The 20,731-nt window shown below is 66.9% G+C and carries 20 protein-coding genes and 1 tRNA gene; 9 read left to right on the top strand and 12 right to left on the bottom strand.

What is annotated here, in order from left to right; genetic code table 11:
- The 4 genes from Q0379_RS15945 to Q0379_RS15930 all read left to right on the top strand — a co-directional run.
- On the top strand, positions 1-82 hold an 82-nt coding region (locus tag Q0379_RS15945), incomplete at its 5' end, for a hypothetical protein (RefSeq protein WP_299010914.1).
- A gap of 126 nt (positions 83-208) precedes the next feature.
- Complete coding sequence (acs, locus tag Q0379_RS15940; protein WP_299010911.1) at positions 209-2,137, top strand: acetate--CoA ligase; 1,929 nt, start codon at positions 209-211, stop codon at positions 2,135-2,137.
- 40 nt (positions 2,138-2,177) lie between these two features.
- Positions 2,178-2,732: an SRPBCC family protein gene (locus Q0379_RS15935; protein ID WP_299010904.1), complete on the top strand. Its 555-nt coding sequence runs from the start codon at positions 2,178-2,180 to the stop codon at positions 2,730-2,732.
- Positions 2,729-3,157, top strand: coding sequence for a thiol-disulfide oxidoreductase DCC family protein (locus Q0379_RS15930; RefSeq protein ID WP_299010898.1), 429 nt, complete (start codon positions 2,729-2,731; stop codon positions 3,155-3,157). Before Q0379_RS15935 ends, Q0379_RS15930 begins: the two co-directional genes overlap by 4 nt.
- Here Q0379_RS15930 and Q0379_RS15925 read toward each other — a convergent pair.
- Positions 3,154-5,670, bottom strand: coding sequence for an HWE histidine kinase domain-containing protein (locus Q0379_RS15925; protein WP_299010895.1), 2,517 nt, complete (start codon positions 5,668-5,670; stop codon positions 3,154-3,156). The two genes, Q0379_RS15930 and Q0379_RS15925, sit on opposite strands and share 4 nt — an antisense overlap.
- Positions 5,657-6,235, bottom strand: coding sequence for a biliverdin-producing heme oxygenase (locus tag Q0379_RS15920; RefSeq protein WP_299010892.1), 579 nt, complete (start codon positions 6,233-6,235; stop codon positions 5,657-5,659). The genes Q0379_RS15925 and Q0379_RS15920 overlap by 14 nt, the downstream gene beginning before the upstream one ends.
- Before the next feature lie 170 nt (positions 6,236-6,405).
- On the opposite strand from Q0379_RS15920, the gene Q0379_RS15915 reads away from it, so the two are divergent.
- A complete protein-coding gene (locus tag Q0379_RS15915; RefSeq protein ID WP_299010889.1) occupies positions 6,406-9,279 on the top strand; it encodes a pitrilysin family protein in 2,874 nt (957 codons plus the stop codon).
- A gap of 51 nt (positions 9,280-9,330) precedes the next feature.
- Here Q0379_RS15915 and mscL read toward each other — a convergent pair whose 3' ends face one another.
- From mscL to aroA, 6 genes are all read right to left on the bottom strand, one after another.
- On the bottom strand, positions 9,331-9,750 hold the full coding sequence (gene mscL / locus Q0379_RS15910) for a large-conductance mechanosensitive channel protein MscL (protein WP_299010884.1): 420 nt from the start codon (positions 9,748-9,750) through the stop codon (positions 9,331-9,333).
- A 77-nt stretch (positions 9,751-9,827) separates the two neighbouring features.
- Entirely contained in the window at positions 9,828-10,118 is a 291-nt protein-coding gene (locus Q0379_RS15905) for an integration host factor subunit beta (RefSeq protein ID WP_066687914.1), read from the bottom strand.
- Positions 10,119-10,235: 117 nt separating this feature from the next.
- Positions 10,236-12,149, bottom strand: coding sequence for a DUF3857 domain-containing protein (locus Q0379_RS15900; protein WP_299010881.1), 1,914 nt, complete (start codon positions 12,147-12,149; stop codon positions 10,236-10,238).
- A 175-nt stretch (positions 12,150-12,324) separates the two neighbouring features.
- The gene (gene rpsA, locus Q0379_RS15895) at positions 12,325-14,034 is read right to left on the bottom strand and encodes a 30S ribosomal protein S1 (RefSeq protein ID WP_299010878.1); all 1,710 of its coding nucleotides are present in this window, start codon (positions 14,032-14,034) and stop codon (positions 12,325-12,327) included.
- A 145-nt stretch (positions 14,035-14,179) separates the two neighbouring features.
- A complete protein-coding gene (cmk, locus tag Q0379_RS15890) occupies positions 14,180-14,821 on the bottom strand; it encodes a (d)CMP kinase (RefSeq protein WP_299010875.1) in 642 nt (213 codons plus the stop codon).
- Between the two features lie 3 nt (positions 14,822-14,824).
- The gene (gene aroA / locus Q0379_RS15885) at positions 14,825-16,156 is read right to left on the bottom strand and encodes a 3-phosphoshikimate 1-carboxyvinyltransferase (protein ID WP_299010872.1); all 1,332 of its coding nucleotides are present in this window, start codon (positions 16,154-16,156) and stop codon (positions 14,825-14,827) included.
- Positions 16,157-16,274: 118 nt separating this feature from the next.
- On the opposite strand from aroA, the gene Q0379_RS15880 reads away from it, so the two are divergent.
- The 4 genes from Q0379_RS15880 (at position 16,275) to Q0379_RS15865 (ending at position 18,044) form a co-directional block, all read left to right on the top strand.
- A complete protein-coding gene (locus Q0379_RS15880; protein ID WP_099537644.1) occupies positions 16,275-16,742 on the top strand; it encodes a TIGR02300 family protein in 468 nt (155 codons plus the stop codon).
- Positions 16,743-16,955: 213 nt separating this feature from the next.
- Positions 16,956-17,031: transfer RNA gene (locus Q0379_RS15875), tRNA-Ala, on the top strand.
- Positions 17,032-17,233: 202 nt separating this feature from the next.
- Positions 17,234-17,659: an Hsp20 family protein gene (locus Q0379_RS15870; protein ID WP_299010865.1), complete on the top strand. Its 426-nt coding sequence runs from the start codon at positions 17,234-17,236 to the stop codon at positions 17,657-17,659.
- A 115-nt stretch (positions 17,660-17,774) separates the two neighbouring features.
- Positions 17,775-18,044: a DUF1150 family protein gene (locus Q0379_RS15865; RefSeq protein ID WP_066688016.1), complete on the top strand. Its 270-nt coding sequence runs from the start codon at positions 17,775-17,777 to the stop codon at positions 18,042-18,044.
- Between the two features lie 9 nt (positions 18,045-18,053).
- Here the strand turns inward: Q0379_RS15865 and ptsN are convergent, their stop codons facing one another.
- The 4 genes from ptsN to Q0379_RS15845 form a co-directional block, all read right to left on the bottom strand.
- Complete coding sequence (gene ptsN / locus Q0379_RS15860; RefSeq protein WP_299010855.1) at positions 18,054-18,518, bottom strand: PTS IIA-like nitrogen regulatory protein PtsN; 465 nt, start codon at positions 18,516-18,518, stop codon at positions 18,054-18,056.
- An 87-nt stretch (positions 18,519-18,605) separates the two neighbouring features.
- Positions 18,606-19,238, bottom strand: a complete 633-nt coding sequence (raiA, locus tag Q0379_RS15855; RefSeq protein ID WP_066687928.1) for a ribosome-associated translation inhibitor RaiA — start codon at positions 19,236-19,238, stop codon at positions 18,606-18,608.
- A gap of 62 nt (positions 19,239-19,300) precedes the next feature.
- Positions 19,301-19,915 carry an exopolysaccharide biosynthesis protein gene (locus Q0379_RS15850; protein ID WP_299010907.1) on the bottom strand — a complete coding sequence of 205 codons (615 nt, stop codon included), beginning with the start codon at positions 19,913-19,915 and terminating at the stop codon, positions 19,301-19,303.
- 91 nt (positions 19,916-20,006) lie between these two features.
- Positions 20,007-20,731, bottom strand: a 725-nt coding sequence (locus Q0379_RS15845) for an RNA polymerase sigma-54 factor (RefSeq protein ID WP_299010850.1), incomplete at its 5' end; no start/stop codon positions are given.

Raw genomic sequence — 20,731 nt, 5'->3', positions numbered from 1 at the left:
CCACAAGATGATGCTCGATCACTATCAGCAGACCAAGAACCTGCTGGTCAGCTACAGCGCAAAAGCCCTCGGCTTCTTCTGATCCGACTTCGATTTTGGGCCGGCCTGCCCGGGCGCGAGAAACCGTAATGGTCTTCTTGCGCCTGGCGCTTGGCTTCGCCTATTCCGGCGGCAATAATATTAGGGAGTGCGGTGGGTGAGCGACAGCATGCTGTTTCCGGTTCCGAAGGCCTGGGGCGAGCGCGCCCATCTTAACGCAGACGCCCTGGCGGCCGCGCGGCGACGCGCCGACGAGGATCCGCACGGCTACTGGAAGGACATGGCCAGTCGTCTCGACTGGATCACGGCGCCCACCAAGATCAAGGACGTCTCCTTCAACGAGGAGGACTTCCGCATTCGCTGGTACGAGGACGGCGTCCTCAACGTGTCGGCCAACTGCATCGACCGCCACCTGCGTCATCGCGCCAACGACGTGGCGCTGATCTGGGAAGGCGACGATCCCGCCGCCTCGCGCAAGATCACCTATGCCGAACTGCACGAACAGGTTTGCCGCATGGCCAACGTGTTCAAGGCCCAGGGCGTCACCAAGGGCGATCGGGTGACCATCTATCTGCCGATGATTCCCGAGGCCGCTTTCGCCATGCTGGCCTGCGCGCGGATCGGCGCGGTTCATTCGGTGGTGTTCGCCGGCTTCTCGCCCGACAGCCTCGCCGGCCGCATCAACGACTGCGACTCCAAGCTGGTGATCACGGCCGATGAGGGCGTGCGCGGCGGCAAGCGCATTCCGCTCAAGACCAATGTCGACACCGCCCTGGCGCACTGCCCAGGCGTGGAGAAGGTCCTGGTCGTCACCCGCACGGGCGCCAGCGTGCCGCTGACGCCGGGCCGCGACGTCATCTACGAGCACGCGGCCGCGAAGGCCTCGATCCACTGCACGCCGGAGCCGATGAACGCGGAAGACCCGCTGTTCATCCTCTACACCTCGGGCTCGACGGGTAAGCCCAAGGGCGTGCTGCACACCACGGGCGGCTATCTGGTCTGGGCCAGCTGGACCCACGAAGTGGTGTTCGACTACCGCCCCGGCGAAATCTACTGGTGCACGGCCGACGTAGGCTGGGTCACTGGGCACACCTACATCGTCTACGGCCCCCTCGCGAATGGCGCGACCAGCGTGATGTTCGAAGGCGTGCCGAACTATCCCTGCAATAGCCGCTTCTGGCAGGTGATCGACAAGCACAAGGTCGAGATCTTCTACACCGCCCCGACGGCCCTGCGCGCCCTGATGCGCGAGGGCGAGGCGCCGGTGGAGCGTACGTCCCGGGCGTCGCTGCGCCTGCTGGGCAGCGTGGGCGAGCCGATTAATCCGGAAGCCTGGCTCTGGTACCACCGCGTGGTCGGCGAGAGCCGCTGCCCGATCGTCGACACCTGGTGGCAGACCGAGACCGGCGGCACGCTGATGACGCCATTGCCGGGCGCCGACGCTCTCAAGCCGGGCTCGGCCTGCGGACCCATGCCGGGCGTGAAGCCGGAACTGGTCGACGCGGAGGGCGGCGTCCTGGAGGGCCCGACCGAGGGCAATCTCGTGATCACGGACAGCTGGCCGGGCCAGATGCGTACGGTCTATGGCGACCACCGCCGCTTCTTCGAGACCTACTTCTCGACCTATCCGGGGAAGTACTTCACCGGCGATGGCTGCCGCCGCGACGCGGACGGGTACTATTGGATCACCGGCCGCGTGGATGACGTGCTGAACGTCTCGGGCCACCGCCTGGGCACGGCCGAGGTCGAAAGCGCCCTCGTCGCCCACCCGCGCGTCGCCGAGGCGGCGGTCGTCGGCTATCCGCATAATATCAAGGGCCAGGGCATCTATTGCTACGTCACCTTGAACGCCGGCGTGGCGCCCAGCGAGGCGCTGCGCAAGGAACTGACCGACTGGGTTCGCCGCGAGATCGGTCCGATCGCGACCCCGGACGTCATCCAATGGGCGCCGGGTCTGCCGAAGACCCGGTCGGGCAAGATCATGCGCCGCATCCTGCGCAAGATCGCCGAGAACGAACTGGAGAGCCTGGGCGACACCTCGACCCTGGCCGATCCGTCGGTCGTGGACGATCTCGTCCAGAACCGCGCTGGCGCGTGAGACCTGACGAAAGTCGCGCCGAGGCGTTAGCTTCGGCGTGATGCGCCCGATCGTCCTCGCCCTGAGCCTCTCTCTCGCCTTGGCCTCGTCGGCCGTGCGCGCGGAGGATGGCGAACGCGGCGACGGCGTCGACGTATCGATGCGGCTCGACGATCAAGGTCACGGCGTCGTCCGCGCCCACACCGAGATCGCCGCGCCGCCCGAGCTAGTCTACCGCACCCTGCTTGATTGCGACCGCGCCGCCCGGATCATGCCGGGCGTCCGCCGTTGCAAGGTGATTTCCAGGGACGCGACGGGCGAGATCCGCGAACATGTGGTGCGGTTCAGCTTCTTTCTACCGCCGGTGCGCTCGACCTCGCGGGTGACGCTGGAGCCGAACCGGCTGATCCGCTTCACCTGCATCCGAGGCGACATCCGGGCCTGCGACGGGACCTGGCGCCTGACGCCGATCGACGGCGGCCGCAGGACGCAGGTGGACTATGATTTCTGGGCCAGCGCGCCGTTCGGCCTGCCCATCGATCTGGTCGGGCGCATGATGCGGCGAGATGCGCCGGCGGCGCTGCGGGCCCTGCGTCGCGAGTGCGAACAGTCATGACATCGCGCCCGCCCCGAGAGCCCGATGGCCTGATGCTGTTCGATGGGGTCTGCAACCTCTGTCACGGCGCCGTTCAGGCGGTATTGGCGATCGACCGCCAAGGCGCGATCCGCTTCACGCCCCTGCAGTCGCCTTATGGGCAGGCGCTCGCCGTAAGGCACGGCCTGAACCCGGAATCGCCCGATAGCTTCGTCTTCCTTGACCAGGGCCGGGCGCTCACCAAGACGGCGGCGGTCGCGGCGATCCTGCGTCGCGCATCCCGCCCCTGGCGGTGGCTCGCGATCATCGACCGCCTGCCGCGGGGCCTAACGGACCGGATCTATGACGCGATCGCCCGCAATCGTTATCGGCTGTTTGGACGGCGCGAGCATTGCCTGGTCCCGACCGAGGAACAGCGCGCCCGGTTCATCACCGAAGCGCCCTAGAACAACGCCGCGACGCTCTCGGCGCTGTAGGGCTTTTGCAGAACCGGCGTCTCCTTGAAGCGGTCCGGGAAGGCCGCGCTGTCGCCAAAGCCGGTGCCAAACGCGAACGGAACGCCCGCCTCCTGCAGCGCCTGAGCCACCGGGAAGCTGGTTTCCGATCCGAGATTCACGTCCAGGATCGCGAAGGGCGGCAGGCCTTCCGCCAACGCCTCCAAGGCCTGACCGACGCTGGAGACGACTGTCACCTGCTTGACCCCCAATCGCGTCAGCATGTCCTCCAGATCGAGCGCGATGATCATGTTGTCTTCCAACACCAGCATTCGCTCCGGCGCGCGCACGGGCGTCTCCGCGCGCTTGGCCTTGGCGATCGTCGCCTCGACCCCCTCGGTCGTGACATAGCGGGCGGGAACACGGATCCGGGCCTGGAGCCCCTCGGGGCGGTAGTCGAGCGTCACCTCGCCATCTAGATCGTGAGGGATGGAGTGTTCGATGATGGTGGAGCCGAATCCCCTGCGCGTGGGCGGCTTGACCAGCGGACCGTCGCGTTCGCGCCACTCGATGATCAGGTCGCCGCGTGCGTCGCGTTCCCAATCGACCGTCACATAACCCCGCTGATCGCACAGGGCCCCATACTTGGCCGAGTTCGTCATCAGTTCGTGGATGACGAGGGACAGAAGGGAGAAGGCGTCCGGCGCGAGGGCCGTGGGCGCGCCGGTCAGGCGCACGCGATCGGCCTTGGCGCTCAGATAGGCCTCCGCCTCGGCGGTGATCAGGTCGCTCAGCGCGCCTGGCCCCCATTGGTGGCGGGTGATCTGGTCATGCGCCCGCGCCAGGGCCTGGACACGTCCGCCCACCACCTCGGCGAATTGCTCGACCGTCGAGACCCCCGCGCGGCTCTGGCTGATCAGCCCCCGGATCAAGCCGAGAATGTTGCGGACGCGATGGTTCAACTCGGCGATCAGCAGCTCCTGCCGCTGGTTGGCGCGCTGTCGTTCCTCGTCGGCGAGGTCGGTCAGGCGGAAGACGATCTCCAGCAGGCTGACGCGCATGCTCTCGGCCAGAAAGCGCTCGACCTGCGTCCAAGGCCGGCTTTGTCCCCGCACCGTCTCTTCCCAGGCCTCGAAGCTCTTGCGCGGCGTCAGTCGCTCGCCCAGCGGTCCGACCTGAACCAGCTTCGCGGGCTGGCCGGCCCAGACCACGGTCTGGGCCTCCTCCTTGCGGAAGAAGATCAGATAGTCACGCGGCGCGCGCGACAGCGGCACCGCCATCATGCCCGCCGCTTTGCCGGCCCACGACGCGGCCGACGGCAGCAGCGCGGCGATCTCGTTGGTCGCGAAGACCGAATGGGTGTCCTTTTCGCGCAGCAGCCGGATCAGGGCGTGGACATTGCTGGCGTCGGGCGTCGAATCCCGAAGGGTCAGTCGCCCTTCCAGCCACAGCGCCAGGCCGTCGCAATGGACCAGCCGGCACAGGTCGTCGAGATACGGACTGAGCGTGTCCGCGCCCTGCGGCGCGCCCACGACCGTCGCCATCATCCGATCGTGCAAGGCGCGCGCCTCGGCATGGCGGCGCGTCTCGATCTCCCGTTCCCGGCTCTCAAGCGTCAGCGAGAACAGCTGGCCGAACAGCTCGGCCGCCGTGCGACGCTCATAGCTGATGTGCTTGGGCGCGTAATGGTGGCAGGCGAAAAGCCCCCACAGCTTGCCGTCGCGCAGGATCGAGATCGACAGCGAGGCGCCAACGCCCATGTTGCGCAGGTACTCGATATGGATCGGCGAGACGGCCCGCAGCATGCTCATGGAGAGGTCCACGGGCTCGCCGGTGACGCTGATCTGCGGCGTGATCGGCGAGACCTCCGCATCGACGTCGGCGATGATCCGCAGCCAGTTGCGTTCGTACAGGGCGCGCGCCTGGACCGGGATATCGGAAGCGGGATAGCGCTGTCCCAGGAACGAGCCGATGCCGGGCCGCACCGACTCGGCGATCACCTCGCCCGCGCCATCGTGGCTGAAGCGGTAGACCATGACCCGGTCGAACTCCGTCAGCGCGCGGACCTGGCGAGCGGCCTCGTGGCAGAAGTCCTCAAAACCTGGGCGCGCGGCGATCCGCATCGTCATGGACCGCACCGCCGAGGCCGCCTCGATCAGGGCTTCGGCCTGACTGGGCTCGCCCTCGATGATCAGCATGCGGCCGGAATAGTGCAGCGCCAGGTCAAAGTCCTCGCCGCCATCGACCAAGGGCTGACCGAACATCCGCTCGACCGCGTCAGCCCCGCGCATGATCTGCAGCCGACCGCGGATGGCGTGGATGGCATGACCGTTCATGACCTGGGTCAGAGGGCGACCGATGAGATCCGTCGCCGACAGGCCCAGAAAACGCAGCGTGGTGGTCGAGGCGTGGACGACCAGCCAGTCGGTGTCCACGGCGATCAGGAAGCCGAACGGCTGGATCGCGCCGAGCATATGGATCGGCTCGCGATCGCAGTTGGTCAGATCGACCTCAAATCCGGACATGGACGCCGGCTCGGACATTCAGGACTCCAGGCGAGGCGGCGGTCTCGAACGCGGCCGAGAAGCACTGAAACCCATATCGCGCACCCGCGACGGCCTCGTCTGTCCGCAAGCCGACTTTCGGCTGCGCTTCCAACCACCCCAGAAAGGAGCGCCAGAGATCAGCCTCGTCGCCATGGCCGAGGTAGCCGGTCGGCAAGCCGGGTGCCGCCCTCCGCACGCGGCGGACCAGAAAACGCGCGCCCAGCCTCGAGCCCTCGAGAACATAGAGGAGGCCCACGCCGAACCCTCGGGACGGCGTGGGTTCGGCCGCCGTGACTGGCGGCGCCAGACCTAGGGCGACGAGATCGCTCGACAGCGCCGCGCGCCGGCTGCGATCGGGCCAATCGCCCAGCCAGGCCCCGACGCCGGCTCGCTCCAGCGCCAGCTCCAAGGGGATCAGCGCCGCGGCGGAGGCCGAAAGAAACCGCCCATATCCAGAGGGGTTCTCGAAATCGAAGGAGGCCGCGATAGCGTCCAGCGCCGCGTGGTCTTTGGCGGTCGCCGCGCGGAGGCGGTCACGAAGCAAAAGTTCAGTCAATCAGGGCCCCACACGCGCGGCCCGCGAGCGGGGAGCCGAGACGAACGTTTTGAACGGTCATCGGGCGTTTCGGTTCCCGGCAGATGACAGGTCGGTAAGGTTTATCTCGAAATCGACGGTGCTAGGGTCAAGGATAGTTGTTCAGGAGACCCTCGCGCATGATCCGCACCGCCAAGCTCGCCTTCGTCGCGGCCGCTCTTTCCACCACGGCGTTGTCGCCCATGGCCTGGGCCGCGACCCCATCCGCGAAGCCAAAGGCTGCGGCGTCGACGCCGAAGGTCGCGAGCGTCGCCGCGATCAAGGCGCCGCCGATCGTCTATCAGCAGCGCGTCCTGCCCAACGGCATGAAGGTCTTCACCTCCCGAGACGCCACCACGCCCAATGTCTCGGTGCAGGTCTGGTACGGCGTCGGCTCCAAGGACGATCCGCGCGGCCGTTCCGGCTTCGCCCACCTGTTCGAACACCTGATGTTCAAGGCCACGCGGAACATGCCCAGCGAGACGCTGGACCGACTGACCGAGGATGTCGGCGGCTTCAACAACGCCTCCACCTGGGACGACTTCACCAACTATTACGAGGTCGCGCCGGCCAATCACCTGGAGCGCCTGCTCTGGGCGGAGTCCGACCGCTTGAAGTCGCTGGTGATCGACGAGAGCGTGTTCGCCTCCGAGCGCGACGTCGTGAAGGAAGAACTGCGCCAGCGCGTCCTGGCCGATCCCTATGGTCGCTTCTTCGCGCTCTCGATCCCGCAGCAGTCGTTCACGACCCATCCGTACCAGCGCCCGGGCATCGGCTCGATCGAGGAGCTGGACGCGGCCACGGTCGATGACGTGCGCGCTTTTCACCAGACCTACTACCGTCCCGACAACGCGGCCCTGATCGTTGTGGGCAACTTCGACCAGGCCAAGCTGGACGCGATGATCGACCAGTACTTCGGCGGCATCGCCAAGCCCGCCGGCGACATTCCGAAGGTGACCGTCGTCGAGCCCGCCCGCGCAGGTCCGAAGACCGTGAGCACCTACGGCCCCAACGTGCCGCTGCCCGCGCTGGCGATCACCTGGCTGGCGCCCGCCGCCGCCGACAAGGACGCCCCGGCGCTGACCGTGCTGGACGCCATCCTGTCGGCCGGCAAGTCGTCGCGCCTTTATGACAGCCTGGTCTACGAGCAGAAGATCACCCAGTCGGTGTTCTCCAGCGCGCCGAACAACGCCCAGCCGGGCCTGTTCTACGTCGGCGCGATCATGGCCGGCGGCAAGACGGTCCAGCAGGGCGAGACGGCCCTCCGCGCCCAGGTCGCGCGCCTCCGCGACGGCCTCGTCACGCCCGCCGAACTCTCCGAAGCCAAGGCCGGCCTGCTGGCGGACGCGGTGCGCCGCCGCGAAGAGATCGACGGCCGAGGCTTCGCCATCGGCTACGCCCTGATGACCGAGGGCGACCCCGCCCGGGCCAACACCAATCTCGCCGCCCTGCAGGCGGTCACCGCCGCCGACGTCCAGCGCGTGGCCCGCAAGTACCTGGCCGACGACAAGCGCACCGTGATCCGCTACCTGCCGGAGAAGGATCGTCCGGCCGGCGAGAAGGACCTCACGCCGCCGATCCCCAAGGTGGCCTCGGTCAAGTACGACGGCCCGGTCACGACGCTCGCGCCGGAGGGCGAGCGCCAGGCGCCGCCGCCGATCGCCGCGCCCGTCCCGGCGGTGCTGCCGACCCCGGCCGAAAAAACCCTGGCGAACGGCCTGCGCGTCATCGTCGCCAAGTCCAGCGACCTGCCGCTGATCACCGCCGACCTGACGGTGCGTGGCGGCGCGAGCTCGGACCCTAAAGGCCTGGCGGGCGTCTCCAGCCTGACCGCCGAACTGCTCACCGAGGGGACGGCCACCCGCTCGGCGACCCAGGTCGCGCGTGAGACCGAGGCCTTGGGCGCCAATCTGGAAGCGGGCTCCGGCTGGGAAGCCGCCTCCCTGACCCTGAGCGTCACCCAGAACAACGCCGCGCCCGCCATGGCCATCATGGCCGACGTAGCCGAGAACCCCGCCTTCGCGGCGGCGGAACTGGATCGGGTGCGCGCCGAAACCCTCGACAGCCTGTCGGTCGCCTATCAACGCCCCGGCAGCCTGGCCGGCTACGCGACGGCGCCGGTGCTGTACGCCGGCTCCGCCTATGGCCACGTGGCCGGCGGCACGCCAGGCTCGCTGCCGAAGATCAAGCGGACGGATCTCGCCAAAACTCACGCCGCCTACTGGCGTCCCGACAACGCCGTGCTGGTGCTGACCGGCAACCTGACGCCCGAAGCAGGCTTCGCCCTGGCCGAGAAAGCCTTCGGCGGCTGGAAGAAGCCCGCCTCGCCGCCGCCCGCGCCGCCCGCCGCGCCAACCGGCTATCAGCCGCGGAACGTGATCATCGACCTGCCCGGCACGGGCCAGGCGGCCGTGGTGCTGGCCAAGCCGGCGATCACCCGCACGGATCCGAACTACTATCAGGGCCTGGTGGCCAACACCGTGCTCGGTGTCGGCTTCTCGTCGCGCCTGAACCAGGAGATCCGCATCAAGCGCGGCCTCTCGTACGGCGCTGGCTCCAGCCTGACGCCTCAGGGACGCTTTGGCGGCTTCTCCGCGCGAGTGCAGACCAAGAACCCGTCGGCCGCCGAGGTCGTGTCCCTGACCCGCGCCGAGCTGACGCGTCTGGCGTCCGAGCCCGCCGCGGCGAACGAGCTGACCGCGCGCAAATCCGTGCTGGTGGGCGGTTTCGGCCGCGACCTGGGCACCTCGGAGGGCTTGGCCAACATCCTGGGCAACCTCGCCGTCTATGGCGTGCCGCTGACCGAGATCCAGACCTACGCCGCCAAGGTCGAGGCGGTGACGCCGGACCAGGTCCAGGCCTTCGCCAAGGCGCAGCTGGACCCCGCGCAGATGAGCGTGATCGTGGCGGGCGACGCCAAGGCCATGGGCGAGGACCTGACCAAGGTCGCGCCCAACGCCGTGGTGATCCCGGCCGCCAAGCTCGACCTCGACAGCCCTACGCTGGGCAAGTGATGGAAGGCCTGGAGCGTCGCGACAGCGTGGCGCTCCAGGCTGATCGGCGCGCTACTTCGACTTGGCGAGCAGATCGCGGATCTCGGTCAGTAGCTTTTCCTCCGGCGTCGGGGCGGGAGGCGCGGCGGGCGCCGGCGTCTCGGCGTCCTTGCGGCGGATCTCGTTCACCAGCTTGACCAGCAGGAACACCACGACCGCGACGATGAAGAACTGGATCACGGTGTTGATGAAGGCGCCGTACTGGACCGCCACCTTCTCAACCGCGTCTGTCGCCGGATTCTCGGGTCGCAGCACCCATTCCAGCTTCGAGAAGTCCAGGCCGCCGGTCAGCAGGCCGATCGGCGGCATGATCACCTGATCGACCAGACTCTTGACGATGCCGTTGAAGGCCGCGCCGATGATCACGCCGACGGCCAGGTCGATGACGTTGCCGCGGGCGATAAACTCGCGGAACTCCTTGACGACGCTCATGACGGTCTCCTCGCCTATTCAGAATGAACGCGAGGCTGGCGTCGTTCGCGATGTCGGGTCAAGCCCGGCCCAGTCGCCTATTCGTCGCCGTCAGCGTTAAGGCGGGCCCGGAGCTCCTTGCCGCTCTTGAAGAACGGTACGTGCTTGGCGCGGACTTCGACCGCTTCGCCGGTGCGCGGATTGCGGCCGGTTCGGGCGGGACGCGAACGCACCGACAGGGCCCCGAAGCCACGCAGTTCGACGCGGCCGCCGTCCTCCAGAGCGCCGATCATGCGTTCCAGGATGACGCTGACGACGCGCTCGACGTCCTTCTGCGTCAGGTGCGGATTTTCATTCGCGAGCCTGGCGATGAGTTCAGACTTGATCATCGAAATCCCCGGAACGCCCCAAGACTAAGAAGGCGCGACCGGACCTTTGCCCAACGATGGCTGAGTCTTCAAGGGGTTGCGTGCGATTCACGAACGGGGTTCGGTTAATGCGCATGCCTACGAACCCTTTGGGGCGCGAACGATCTGGGGTTCGGAAGCCAGGCGCCGGGCCCTCTTGTTGGCCTCTTCGGCCTCCGCGTAAGGCAGTTCCCGGCCCACGCTTCGACTGGATTCCGCAAACCTCGCCACCCCATCCTTCAGTTCCGCGGTCATCTGGATGTCGCGATTGGCGATACGGCCGGTCCAGTTGAGGCCCTTGACCGCGAAGCCGGCGCCTTTGTCGGGCAGGACGATCTCGGTCGCCGACGTCGAATAGGCCGGAAAGACCGTCGCGTAAGGCGCGTCGGCATTGAGGCCCGGCTCGCGCCGAGGGAAGGCCGACGCCTTGCCCGAACCGGAACCGGGAATCCGGAATTCCCGAACCCCGAGGTCGTCGTTCAAGCGCCAGTCGAGATCGGCCGTGCCGCCAATCCTGATCTTGGCCTCGCCGTTGGGGGACACGTCGAAGTCGATCGTGTCGATATTGACCCAGCTGAGGCTGGCCGAGGCGCTTTGCTTGAGGCTCCGCTCAATGTCGGCTCGCGGCGCCGTGCGCAAGGCGCGCGCCAGGTTCAGGGCGGCGTCGCCGCGGATCACCGTGGTCATGGTGATCGGCGCGGGCTTGTCGAGCCCGCCTGACGCATCGATGCGGACCACGCCCTCGCTGTCCGGCCGGGTGAGCGGAGGCTGGACGATCTCTTCCAGCGACGCTCCGTCCATCCGCAGCGGCAAGGCCCAGCGGAACGGCGGCGGCCGCAAGCCGTCGATGTCGCCGACGTCTCCCGAGCGCGTGCCGTCGAGCCAATAGCTCTTGCCGCCGATGCGCGCGCGAACGATGACATGGTTGAACAGCGCGGCCGACGGCAGCCGCTCTTCCAGGCCGTCGCCCCCTGCGGTCGACACCAGCACCGGTTCGGCCTCGACGCCAAGTTCGCGCAGGATCGTGAGCAGCAGCACGGTCTTGCCCTTGCAGTCGCCAAAGCGCCGCGACCAGGTCTCGTCGACGGGCGCGGGTTTGTAGCCGCCATCGCCCATGCCCAGGAACAGATAGCGGGTCTTGTCCTCGACCAGCTGCAACGCCTTGAAGGCCCGCACCTTCGGATCGGCGCCGGCCTGGGCGATTGCGGCAATCTCCTTTCGCAGGGAGGAATCCGCCGACAACTTCGAAGCCTCGGCGTACAGCGGCGCCATGCGGCGGGAGATATCGTCCCAACCGGTATAGGTCGTCGCCTCCAGCATGCCCACGCGCTGGAACCGAACCGGCGCGCCGATCGGCGGCTTTGGCGGCTTGGCGTTCGCGACGTCCACCAGCAGCTCGTTGGTCTTGCCCGACTTGGAGATCTTGGGCTGCGGAAAGCCGGGCGTGACGCGCCAAGTCAGCGGCGTTCCATCCGGCCACAGCAATCGAGCGCGGAACCGGCCGGCGAGGCCGCTCCAAGCCATGGTCTCGAAATCATTGGTGCGGCCGCCCAGCAACGCTTCCTTGTGTTCCTGGGTGAAAGCCCAGTCGACGATATCGCCAACCTGCAGATCCTTGATCTGGATCGAGGCGGTCATGCGCCCGTCCAGCATCGCGCGCTCCAGGTTCTTTTCACGCCGCAGAACCAGGACATCCTGACCTTGCTTCAGAAGATCAATCCGTTGGCCGCCGCGGATGATAGCGAGCGTGTGAAGCGTGATCTTGTCGCGAACGGGGTCCCAGGTCACCGACCGCGATCCGCCCTGAAGCCCCTCGGGCTTCAGAATCTTGACGATGCGGCGGTTGTAGTAGGCCGAGCCGGTATTGTCGTGCTGGGACTGGTTGTCATTCAGCAGCAGCTGAGTTGACGGCGCCTGGTCGTCGGAGGGCGGCGCGGGAAGCTCCGCCACCTGAACCCACTTGGGCGGCGGCCCGTAGCTGGGCTTTTCGTCCGCCAATGCGGCGCTGGCCATAACCGAAACGGAAACAACGGCGATCGCCGCGCCTTGGAGGCCACGAAACCCACTGAACCGCACGAACACCCCCCACAACTCAACCCCTGGGATTTGTGGCAGGCTTTCGGGCAAAAGAAAACGGCGGCCGGATCGCTCCGGCCGCCGCCAACTTCAGCTCTGATAGAGCGGAAGCTTATTCCTTGCTGGCGCGCTCGCGCAGAGCGGCGCCCAGGATGTCGCCCAGCGAAGCGCCGGAGTCCGACGAGCCGAACTGCTCGATGGCTTCCTTCTCTTCGGCCATTTCCAGCGACTTGATCGACAGCGAGACGCGGCGCGCGGCCTTGTCCACGTTGGTGATCTGAGCGTCGATGCGATCGCCGACGGCGAAGCGCTCCGGACGTTGCTCTTGACGGTCGCGCGACAGGTCCGACTTGCGGATGAAGGCCGACATCGGAGCGTCGTCTTCACCGAAGCGGACTTCGATGCCGCCCGAGGTCACTTCCGTGACGGTGACGGTCACGGTCTGGCCCTTGCGGTAGGTGTCGCCCGACATCGGGTCGCCAGCCAGCTGCTTGATGCCCAGCGAGATGCGTTCCTTCTCGACGTCGACGTCGAGAACCTTCGCCTTGACCATGTCGCCCTTCTTGTAGCGGGCCATGGCTTCTTCGCCCGGGACGCTCCAGTCGATGTCCGACAGGTGCACCATGCCGTCGATGTCGTTGTCGAGGCCGATGAACAGACCGAACTCGGTCGCGTTCTTGACTTCGCCTTCGACGGTCGAGCCGACCGGGTGGGCTTCCAGGAAGGCTTCCCACGGGTTGGCCAGGGCCTGCTTCAGGCCCAGCGAGACGCGGCGCTTGGACGGATCGACGTCCAGCACGACGACGTCGACTTCTTGCGAGGTCGAGACGATCTTGCCGGGGTGGACGTTCTTCTTGGTCCAGGACATTTCCGAGACGTGCACCAGGCCTTCAACGCCGGCTTCCAGCTCCACGAAGGCGCCGTAGTCGGTGATGTTGGTGATGCGGCCCGTGAACTTGGCGCCGACCGGGTACTTGGCTTCAACGCCATCCCACGGATCCGACTGCAGCTGCTTCATGCCGAGCGAGATGCGCTGGGTGTCCGGGTTGATCTTGACGATCTGGACCTTCACGGTGTCGCCCACGGCGAGCACTTGGCTCGGGTGGTTGACGCGCTTCCAGCTCATGTCGGTGACGTGCAGCAGGCCGTCGATGCCGCCCAGGTCGACGAACGCACCGTAGTCGGTGATGTTCTTGACCACGCCTTCGCGGATTTCACCCTCTTGCAGCTGCGACACCAGTTCGGTGCGCTGCTCGGCGCGGGCCTCTTCCAGGATGGCGCGACGCGAGACGACGATGTTGCCGCGCGGACGGTCCATCTTGAGGATGGCGAAGGGCTGTTCCTTGCCCATTAGCGGGCCGACGTCGCGGACCGGACGGATGTCGACTTGCGAGCCCGGCAGGAAGGCCGAGGCGCCGCCCAGGTCGACGGTGAAGCCGCCCTTCACGCGGCCGACGATCGCGCCCATGACGGGCTCGTTGCGGGCGTAGACGCCTTCCAGACGGGTCCAGGCTTCTTCGCGCTTGGCCTTCTCGCGGCTGATGACCGCTTCGCCCATGGCGTTTTCGAGGCGTTCCAGGAACACTTCGACGGTGTCGCCGGCCTTGACGGTCGGCTTGCCGTTTTCGTCGACGCCGAATTCCTTCAGCTGGACGCGGCCTTCGGTCTTCAGACCGACGTCGATGATGGCGAAGTCCTTTTCGATCCCGACGACCTTGCCCTTGACGACGGTGCCTTCGGCGAAGTCACGGCCGCCCATCGAGTCGTTGAGGAGCGCTTCGAAATCGTCGCGCGTCGGGTTGAAGCTCATATCGTCAGCCATGCTGATCTTTGGTCTCTAGGTTGGGGGAACCCTGGGATGAGACTCGTCGCGAGACGGTTCTCGGGATTCCGGATGAAGTGGGTTTGATAAGACGGCCCGCGATTGTCTTGATCGCGGCGAGAACGGCGGTGGATTTGCCCTCCGGCTAGAGCCGGTGACGGGCGCGCGCGTCCTCGACGATACGGCGGGCCGCATCGAAGGCCTGCTCTATAGTCATTTCCGACGTATCGAGCAAGACGGCGTCGGCGGCCTGCGTCATTGGCGCGTCCTTGCGGCCGCCGTCGCGGGCGTCGCGCTTATGGATGTCGGCCAGGATATCCTCGAAATCGACCGCCTCGCCTTGGCCGACCAGCTGTTTCCAGCGGCGCTCAGCGCGGATTTCCGGACGGGCGGTGACATAGAGCTTGGCCGGCGCGTGGGGCGCGATGACCGTGCCGATGTCACGCCCGTCCAGCACGGAGCCGGGCTGGCGTTTGGCGAAGTCGCGCTGCAGGTCGAACAGGGCCGCGCGGACGCCGGGGTGCACGGCGACGCGGCTGGCGGCCTCGCCCGCCGCGCGGGTGCGCACCTCGGCCCGATCCAGATCGGAAAGGTCGAGCGTTCGCGCCACGGATTCAGCGGCGATCGGGTCGTCCAGATCGCCGGCGCCAGCCAGGACGCCGACGCCGACCGCTCGATAGAGCAGGCCGGTGTCCAGCAGCGGATAGCCATAGAGCGCCGCCAGGCGCCCAGCGATCGTGCCCTTGCCGGACGCGGCGGGTCCGTCGACGGCGATCACGAACGCCATGGCTCAGGCTTCCGCCAGCGTCGCGCCCAGGCCGCGCATCAAGTCCGCGAAGCCCGGGAAGCTGGTGGCGATCATGCCCGGCTCGTCAACGGCGACGGGGGCCTGGGCGGCCATGCCCAGGATCAGGTGGCTCATGGCGATCCGGTGGTCGCCGTGGGTCTCGACCGTTGCGCCGCCGCGCGGGGGCTGGCCGGTCCCATGGACGATGAAGCCTTCCGGCTCCTCTTCGACATCGACGCCGCAAGCCTCGAGGCCAGCGGCGGTCAAAGCGATGCGATCGCTTTCCTTGACGCGCATCTCACCGACGCCGCGCATGACGGTGTCGCCCTCGGCGAAGGCCGCGGCGATGGCCAGGATCGGATACTCGTCGATCATCGACGGCGCCCGCTCGGGCGGCACGACCACGCCCTTGAGCTTGGAACAGCGGGCGGTGATGTCGCCGACCTCTTCGCCGCTCGACATTCTGCGGTTCGAGATGACGAGGTCCGCGCCCATTTCCTGAAGGGTCGTGAAGAGACCGGTGCGCAGTTCATTGAGCATCACGCCTTCGACAGTGACCTCGGAGCCAGGCACGATCAGGCCGGCGACCAGCGGGAAGGCGGCCGACGACGGGTCGCCCGGCACGGCCACATGGGTCCCCGTCAGCTTCTGACCTTCGGGCAGCCGGATATGGCGGATAGTCTTCTCGCCGACGACGCGGTCTTCGACGATCACCTCGGCGCCAAAGGCGCGGAGCATGCGTTCGGTGTGGTCGCGCGTGGCTTCCGGCTCGATCACCTCGACGCCGCCCTCGGCGTGCAGGCCGGCCAGCAGCACGGCCGACTTCACCTGGGCCGAGGCCATGGGCAGGGTGTAGTTCAGACCGCGCAGGTTACCGCCCTTCAGGGTCAGCGGCAGACGGCCCTTGTCGCGGCCTAGCCACGTCGCGCCCATGCGGGCCAGAGGATCCAGGACCCGACCCATCGGCCGGCTACGAAGCGAGCTGTCGCCGGTGAAGGTGGCGCACATCGGGAAACCCGCCGCCGCGCCCATGATCAGGCGAACGCCCGTGCCGGCGTTGCCGCAGTCGATCACGTCCGCGGGCTCGGAGAAGCCGCCCTGGCCCTCGATGCGCCAGCGGCCGACGCCTTCCTGCTCGACCCGCGCGCCGAAGGCCTGCATGGCCCGGGCGGTGGCGAGGACATCGTCGCCCTCCAGCAGGCCCTCGACCGTCGTCGTTCCGGTCGCCAACGCGCCCAGGATCATCGAACGATGGGAAATGGACTTGTCTCCCGGAGCGCGCACGATCCCTCGCAGAGCGCTTCCGGGGGCGCTCTTCAATCCAGCCGACGACATGCCGAAACCGGCTCCTTAGTACTTGGTGGTTTTCGCGAAGGGGTTTGCTTTTGACAGCGGGCTCTCGTCATGGCAAGTGACCCGCCGCTTTTCCCATCCGGATCAAAGGGTCGCCACCTTGGCCAATCCCGACCTGGGCGCAAAACAAATCTGCCCCAACTGCCAATCGAAGTTCTACGACCTCAACCGCCGTCCGGCCGTTTGCCCCAAGTGCGGCGAGCAGTTCGACCCGGAAGAGGCCCTGAAGTCGCGCCGCGTCCGCGCCCGCGCCATCACGCCGGACTATGAGTCCGACGATGAGAAGGAGTCGGTCGCCCCGAAGGAGGAGGACGGCTTCGAGGATGAAGTCGACGAGACTCCGGAAATCGACGAAGCGGCCGAGGCCGACGTCGTCGAGACGGACGACGAAGACGCCGAACCCGGCGCGACGCCGGCTGGCGACGCCGACCTGGGCGTCGACTTCGCCGAGGACGACGATCTCGCCGAAGACGAAGCCGACGACGTGCCGTTCCTGGAGGACGAGGACGACGACGACATCCTCGACGAGGAAATCGAAGGCCTCCCCGGCGAGGGCGACGACGACTGATCCAGCGGAAAGCCGGTTTCGGTCTCGCCGCGACCGGCTTTCCACAGGCGTTTTCGGGCCTGCGACATTTTTCTCGAAAAAAGTTCGCAGGGAGGGTTGATCCCCGGAAAATCCCGGACTAGGTTCCGCGCCTCTTCGGGGAGCGACACCAGTCGAAACGCCGAAGAGACCAAGGATTTCCGAGAGTTACCCTCAGGTGCCCTCAGAAATTTTGGGGCTATAGCTCAGCTGGTAGAGCGCTTGAATGGCATTCAAGAGGTCAGCGGTTCGACTCCGCTTAGCTCCACCATCAAGGCCCGGACGGAAACGTCCGGGCCTTGTCCATTTCTGGATCTGAGTTACCCGGCCTGAGCGAAAGCCGGCCTAGCCCAGATCTCTTGCCCCTTGAACCGTTCGTCCGTGCTCGCCATGTCTATCGACGTGTCGCGGGGACGAGCGCCGATCCTCGGGTTTGTCGCCGCGAACGAAGTCGCTTGAGCGAGGACTTCGCGATGACCCGGACGATTCTGTTCGACAGCCCCTTCCTGCTGGGCTTCGAGCACACCAGAGACCTGATCGAGCGCGCTGCCAAGGCCGCGTCCGAAAGCTATCCGCCCTACAATGTCGAGCAGGGCGAGAATGGCGGCGTACGCATCACCCTGGCCGTCGCGGGCTTCTCGCCAGAGCAGCTTCAGGTGACCGTGGAAGGCGGCCAGTTGATCGTGGCGGGTAAACGCGACGCCGATGGCCGCGGCGAGGCCGAGAGAGCCTTCCTGCACCGCGGAATCGCCGCTCGGGGCTTCGTGCGCACCTTCGTCCTCGCCGAGGGCATGGAGGTGCAGGCCGCGACCCTGGAGCATGGCCTCCTGCACATCGATCTCGCGCGTCCTGAGCCCGAGCGGCTGGTCAGGCGCATTCCCATCCGCAGCGCGGGCTGACCGCGTTCACGACAATTTCAGCGCGGGCCCGACGGCCGCGCGGAACGAGCTCTTCCCGGCGCGGGCTGAACCGGCCGGTGAAAGGCGCGTTCCCTCATTGAAGGAGGTGGTCTTCATGACGCCCAACACCCATCACAGCCCGCTCTTCACGAGCGAAGCTTTCGCGGCCCTTGGCGCCCCTGACCTCGTCTATGTGCGGCCGATCAAGGCCGCCGAAGTGCTCGCCGACGCGCCAGAAGGCGTGGAGGACTTCAACCTCTCGCCTGACCAGACCCTGTACGCCGTCTGCCGCGCCGACGGCGCGCGCCTGGCCGTCATGATCGACCGAGACACCGCGATCGCGGCCGCGCTGGCGCACGAACTGGCGCCCGTCTCGGTGCACTAGCGAGAGGGATCAGGCCGCCGTGCTGGCGGCTTCCTGGGTCAACAGAACATGGATGGCGTCAGCCGATTTGGCTTGGCGCAACGCTGTCCTGATCTCGGGCTGACGCAGAACGCGCGCCACGCGGGCCAGGGCCCGCAGATGCTGAGCATTGGCGTCCAGCGGGGCGAACAGCGCCACCATGAGGTCGACAGGCTTGTCGTCGAGAGCGTCGAACGGGACCGGCGTGTCCAGTCGAACGACGACGGCCCGCACACGGTCTACGCCGCCGATCCGGGCGTGCGGAATCGCGACGCCATCACCCACGCCCGTGGACCCAGCAGCTTCCCGCTCCAGCAGACCTTCCAGAGTCGCGTCCGCGTCGACGCCGAGGACGCGCTCGGCGACATCGGCGACCAGCGAGAGCGCTTGGCGCTTGCCGGGCGCGCCGGCGCGCAACGCCACCGCCCCCGGGTCCAGAAGGTCGCCAATGGTCATGGACTTCTAACGCTCGCTCGTTGTCGACCGCCTTGGCGCCGTCGCCGCGAATCCGCCGACGGCGCCACCGGCCGAGACACGGTCTGGTTAGCTCGCGGTAGACCCGTGCCCGTTCAGCGACTTCGTGCGTTCGGGATCGATCCAGCCGATATTTCCGTCTGGACGCCTATAGACCACGGACAATCCGCCGTGGGCGGCGTTCCTAAACACGATTGCCGGGTAGCCGGTCAAGTCCAGTTCCATGACAGCCATGGAAACAGTCATTGTCTTGAGAGCGGCCTGGGTTTCCGCGATGACCATCGCCGCGGGCGCGCCCGTCGGGTGATCGATATCCACATCCCAGTCATGATCCTCGCCATCCTCGGCGTCGGGCGCGCGGAGGACGAACATGGCGGCGTTCTCGACCTTCTTGGCCGTGGCCGCCGCCGAGTGGCTTTTCAGGCGTCGCTTGTATCGTCGGATCCGCGTGTCGATCTTGGCCAGGGCCGCGTCGAAGGCGGCGTGGGCGTCGCCTCCAGACCCATGGCTGATCAGCTGTTGGCCGGAGGCCAGCTTGACCGAACAATCGACACGGAAGGCGTAACCCTCCTTGCTGACCACGACCTCGGCGTCACCGCCGCGATCGAAGTATTTGCCGATGCTTAGGGCGATTTCGTCGGAGACTCGCGCTCGCAGAGCCTCGCCAACGTCGACATGCTTGCCGGAAACTTGGACTTGCATATCGATACAACGCGCCTGTCTCGAACAGGTGTCAAGCGGTCGGAACGGTCCTTAAGGAGCCGTCAGAACAGACCCGAAAACACAGTCATGAGCTTGCGCACGGCCATGATCACCACATGCGCGCTGACGAACAGCAAACCCCCGCTGAACAGCGCCATCAGATAGCCCGCCAAGGCCAGGATTCCGTCCCGCTGCAGCAGGGCCAGAGCCAGGATCGCCACCGTCGCGCCCGGCGCCAGATTGCCGAGCGGTATCGGCAGGACGAGCACCAGGGCCAGTAATGTGCAGACCACGCCAATGGCCCGTTCGCCCATGGGTGCGAACATTGGCCGCAGCCGGGGACGGGTGATCAGCTCCATGCTCCGCACGATGGGCGCCAGGCGGCGGAAGAGGCCGCGCATGTCGTCTCGCTTCAACGGCTTTTCGGTCAGCCTCCGGGGCAGCCAGGGGTGATCGGCGCCCATGGCGATCTGCGGGGCTAGAAGGAGGATGGGCAGGGAGAGGATCGTCGAAGACCCGGGCGGCAGCGGCAGCGTGTTCAGCAGGCCGAAGACCAGCAGCATGGCGCCGAAGGCCCGACTGTCGAAGGCGTCCAGCATCTCGCCGACGGTCAGGGTTGGACGCTCGTCCTCGCCAAACCCCTCTATCACCTCGGCCAGACTCTTCTCGCTCATCAGTTCCTCGTCGCGCTCGCACCGAAACGCGCGGGCGCCGATTAGGCCGCGCGGCCGATGGGCGCGAGCGGTGTTCTCACGTCATATAGGGCGTTCAGGCCATTTCCTTCATCAGCCGCCGACGTTCGACGGAAGACGGGATGCGCATGGCCTCGCGATACTTGGCGACCGTGCGGCGGGCGATATCGACGCCCGCGGCCTTGAGGATTTCGACGATGCGATCATCCGAATGGACGTCCGCCTCGGTCTTCTCCGCATCGACCAGGCCCTTGATCTTGTGCCGGACGCTGGCGGCCGAGTGGGCTTCGCCCCCTTCCGACGACTGGATAGCCGAAGTGAAGAAGAACTTCAGCTCGAAGACGCCCCGCGGCGTGGCGATGTACTTGTTCGAGGTGACGCGGCTGACCGTGCTTTCGTGCATGCCGATCGCGTCGGCGACGGTCTTCAGGTTCAGCGGACGCAAATGCTCGACGCCGAAGGCCAGGAAGCCGTCCTGCTGGCGCACGATCTCGCTGGAGACCTTCAGGATGGTCTTGGCGCGCTGGTCCAGGCTCTTCACCAGCCAGTTGGCCGAAGCCATGCAGTCGGCGACGAAGGTCTTTTCCTGATCGCTGCGCGCGCCCTTGGCGACGCGGGCGTGGTAGCGCTGGTCGACCAGCACGCGCGGCAAGGTGTCGGTGTTCAGCTCGACGTGCCACATGCCACCCAGGCCTTCTCGGACCATGACGTCGGGCACCAGGGTCTCGGCCGGCTCGCTATGGTAGGCCGCGCCAGGGCGCGGGTTCAGCGCGCGGACTTCCGCGATCATGTCGCGCAGGT

It is taken from the genome of uncultured Caulobacter sp. (assembly GCF_937900395.1).
Taxonomy (GTDB): domain Bacteria; phylum Pseudomonadota; class Alphaproteobacteria; order Caulobacterales; family Caulobacteraceae; genus Caulobacter.
This window is presented reverse-complemented; position numbering and strand designations above follow the sequence as displayed.

Coding starts and splice junctions, on each gene's coding strand:
- acs (WP_299010911.1), top strand. CDS start 209: ATGCTGTTTCCGGTTCCGAAGGCCTGGGGCGAGCGCGCCCATCTTAAC.
- Q0379_RS15935 (WP_299010904.1), top strand. CDS start 2,178: ATGCGCCCGATCGTCCTCGCCCTGAGCCTCTCTCTCGCCTTGGCCTCG.
- Q0379_RS15930 (WP_299010898.1), top strand. CDS start 2,729: ATGACATCGCGCCCGCCCCGAGAGCCCGATGGCCTGATGCTGTTCGAT.
- Q0379_RS15925 (WP_299010895.1), bottom strand. CDS start 5,670: ATGTCCGGATTTGAGGTCGATCTGACCAACTGCGATCGCGAGCCGATC.
- Q0379_RS15915 (WP_299010889.1), top strand. CDS start 6,406: ATGATCCGCACCGCCAAGCTCGCCTTCGTCGCGGCCGCTCTTTCCACC.
- mscL (WP_299010884.1), bottom strand. CDS start 9,750: ATGAGCGTCGTCAAGGAGTTCCGCGAGTTTATCGCCCGCGGCAACGTC.
- Q0379_RS15905 (WP_066687914.1), bottom strand. CDS start 10,118: ATGATCAAGTCTGAACTCATCGCCAGGCTCGCGAATGAAAATCCGCAC.
- Q0379_RS15900 (WP_299010881.1), bottom strand. CDS start 12,149: ATGGCCAGCGCCGCATTGGCGGACGAAAAGCCCAGCTACGGGCCGCCG.
- rpsA (WP_299010878.1), bottom strand. CDS start 14,034: ATGGCTGACGATATGAGCTTCAACCCGACGCGCGACGATTTCGAAGCG.
- cmk (WP_299010875.1), bottom strand. CDS start 14,821: ATGGCGTTCGTGATCGCCGTCGACGGACCCGCCGCGTCCGGCAAGGGC.
- aroA (WP_299010872.1), bottom strand. CDS start 16,156: ATGTCGTCGGCTGGATTGAAGAGCGCCCCCGGAAGCGCTCTGCGAGGG.
- Q0379_RS15870 (WP_299010865.1), top strand. CDS start 17,234: ATGACCCGGACGATTCTGTTCGACAGCCCCTTCCTGCTGGGCTTCGAG.
- Q0379_RS15865 (WP_066688016.1), top strand. CDS start 17,775: ATGACGCCCAACACCCATCACAGCCCGCTCTTCACGAGCGAAGCTTTC.
- ptsN (WP_299010855.1), bottom strand. CDS start 18,518: ATGACCATTGGCGACCTTCTGGACCCGGGGGCGGTGGCGTTGCGCGCC.
- raiA (WP_066687928.1), bottom strand. CDS start 19,238: ATGCAAGTCCAAGTTTCCGGCAAGCATGTCGACGTTGGCGAGGCTCTG.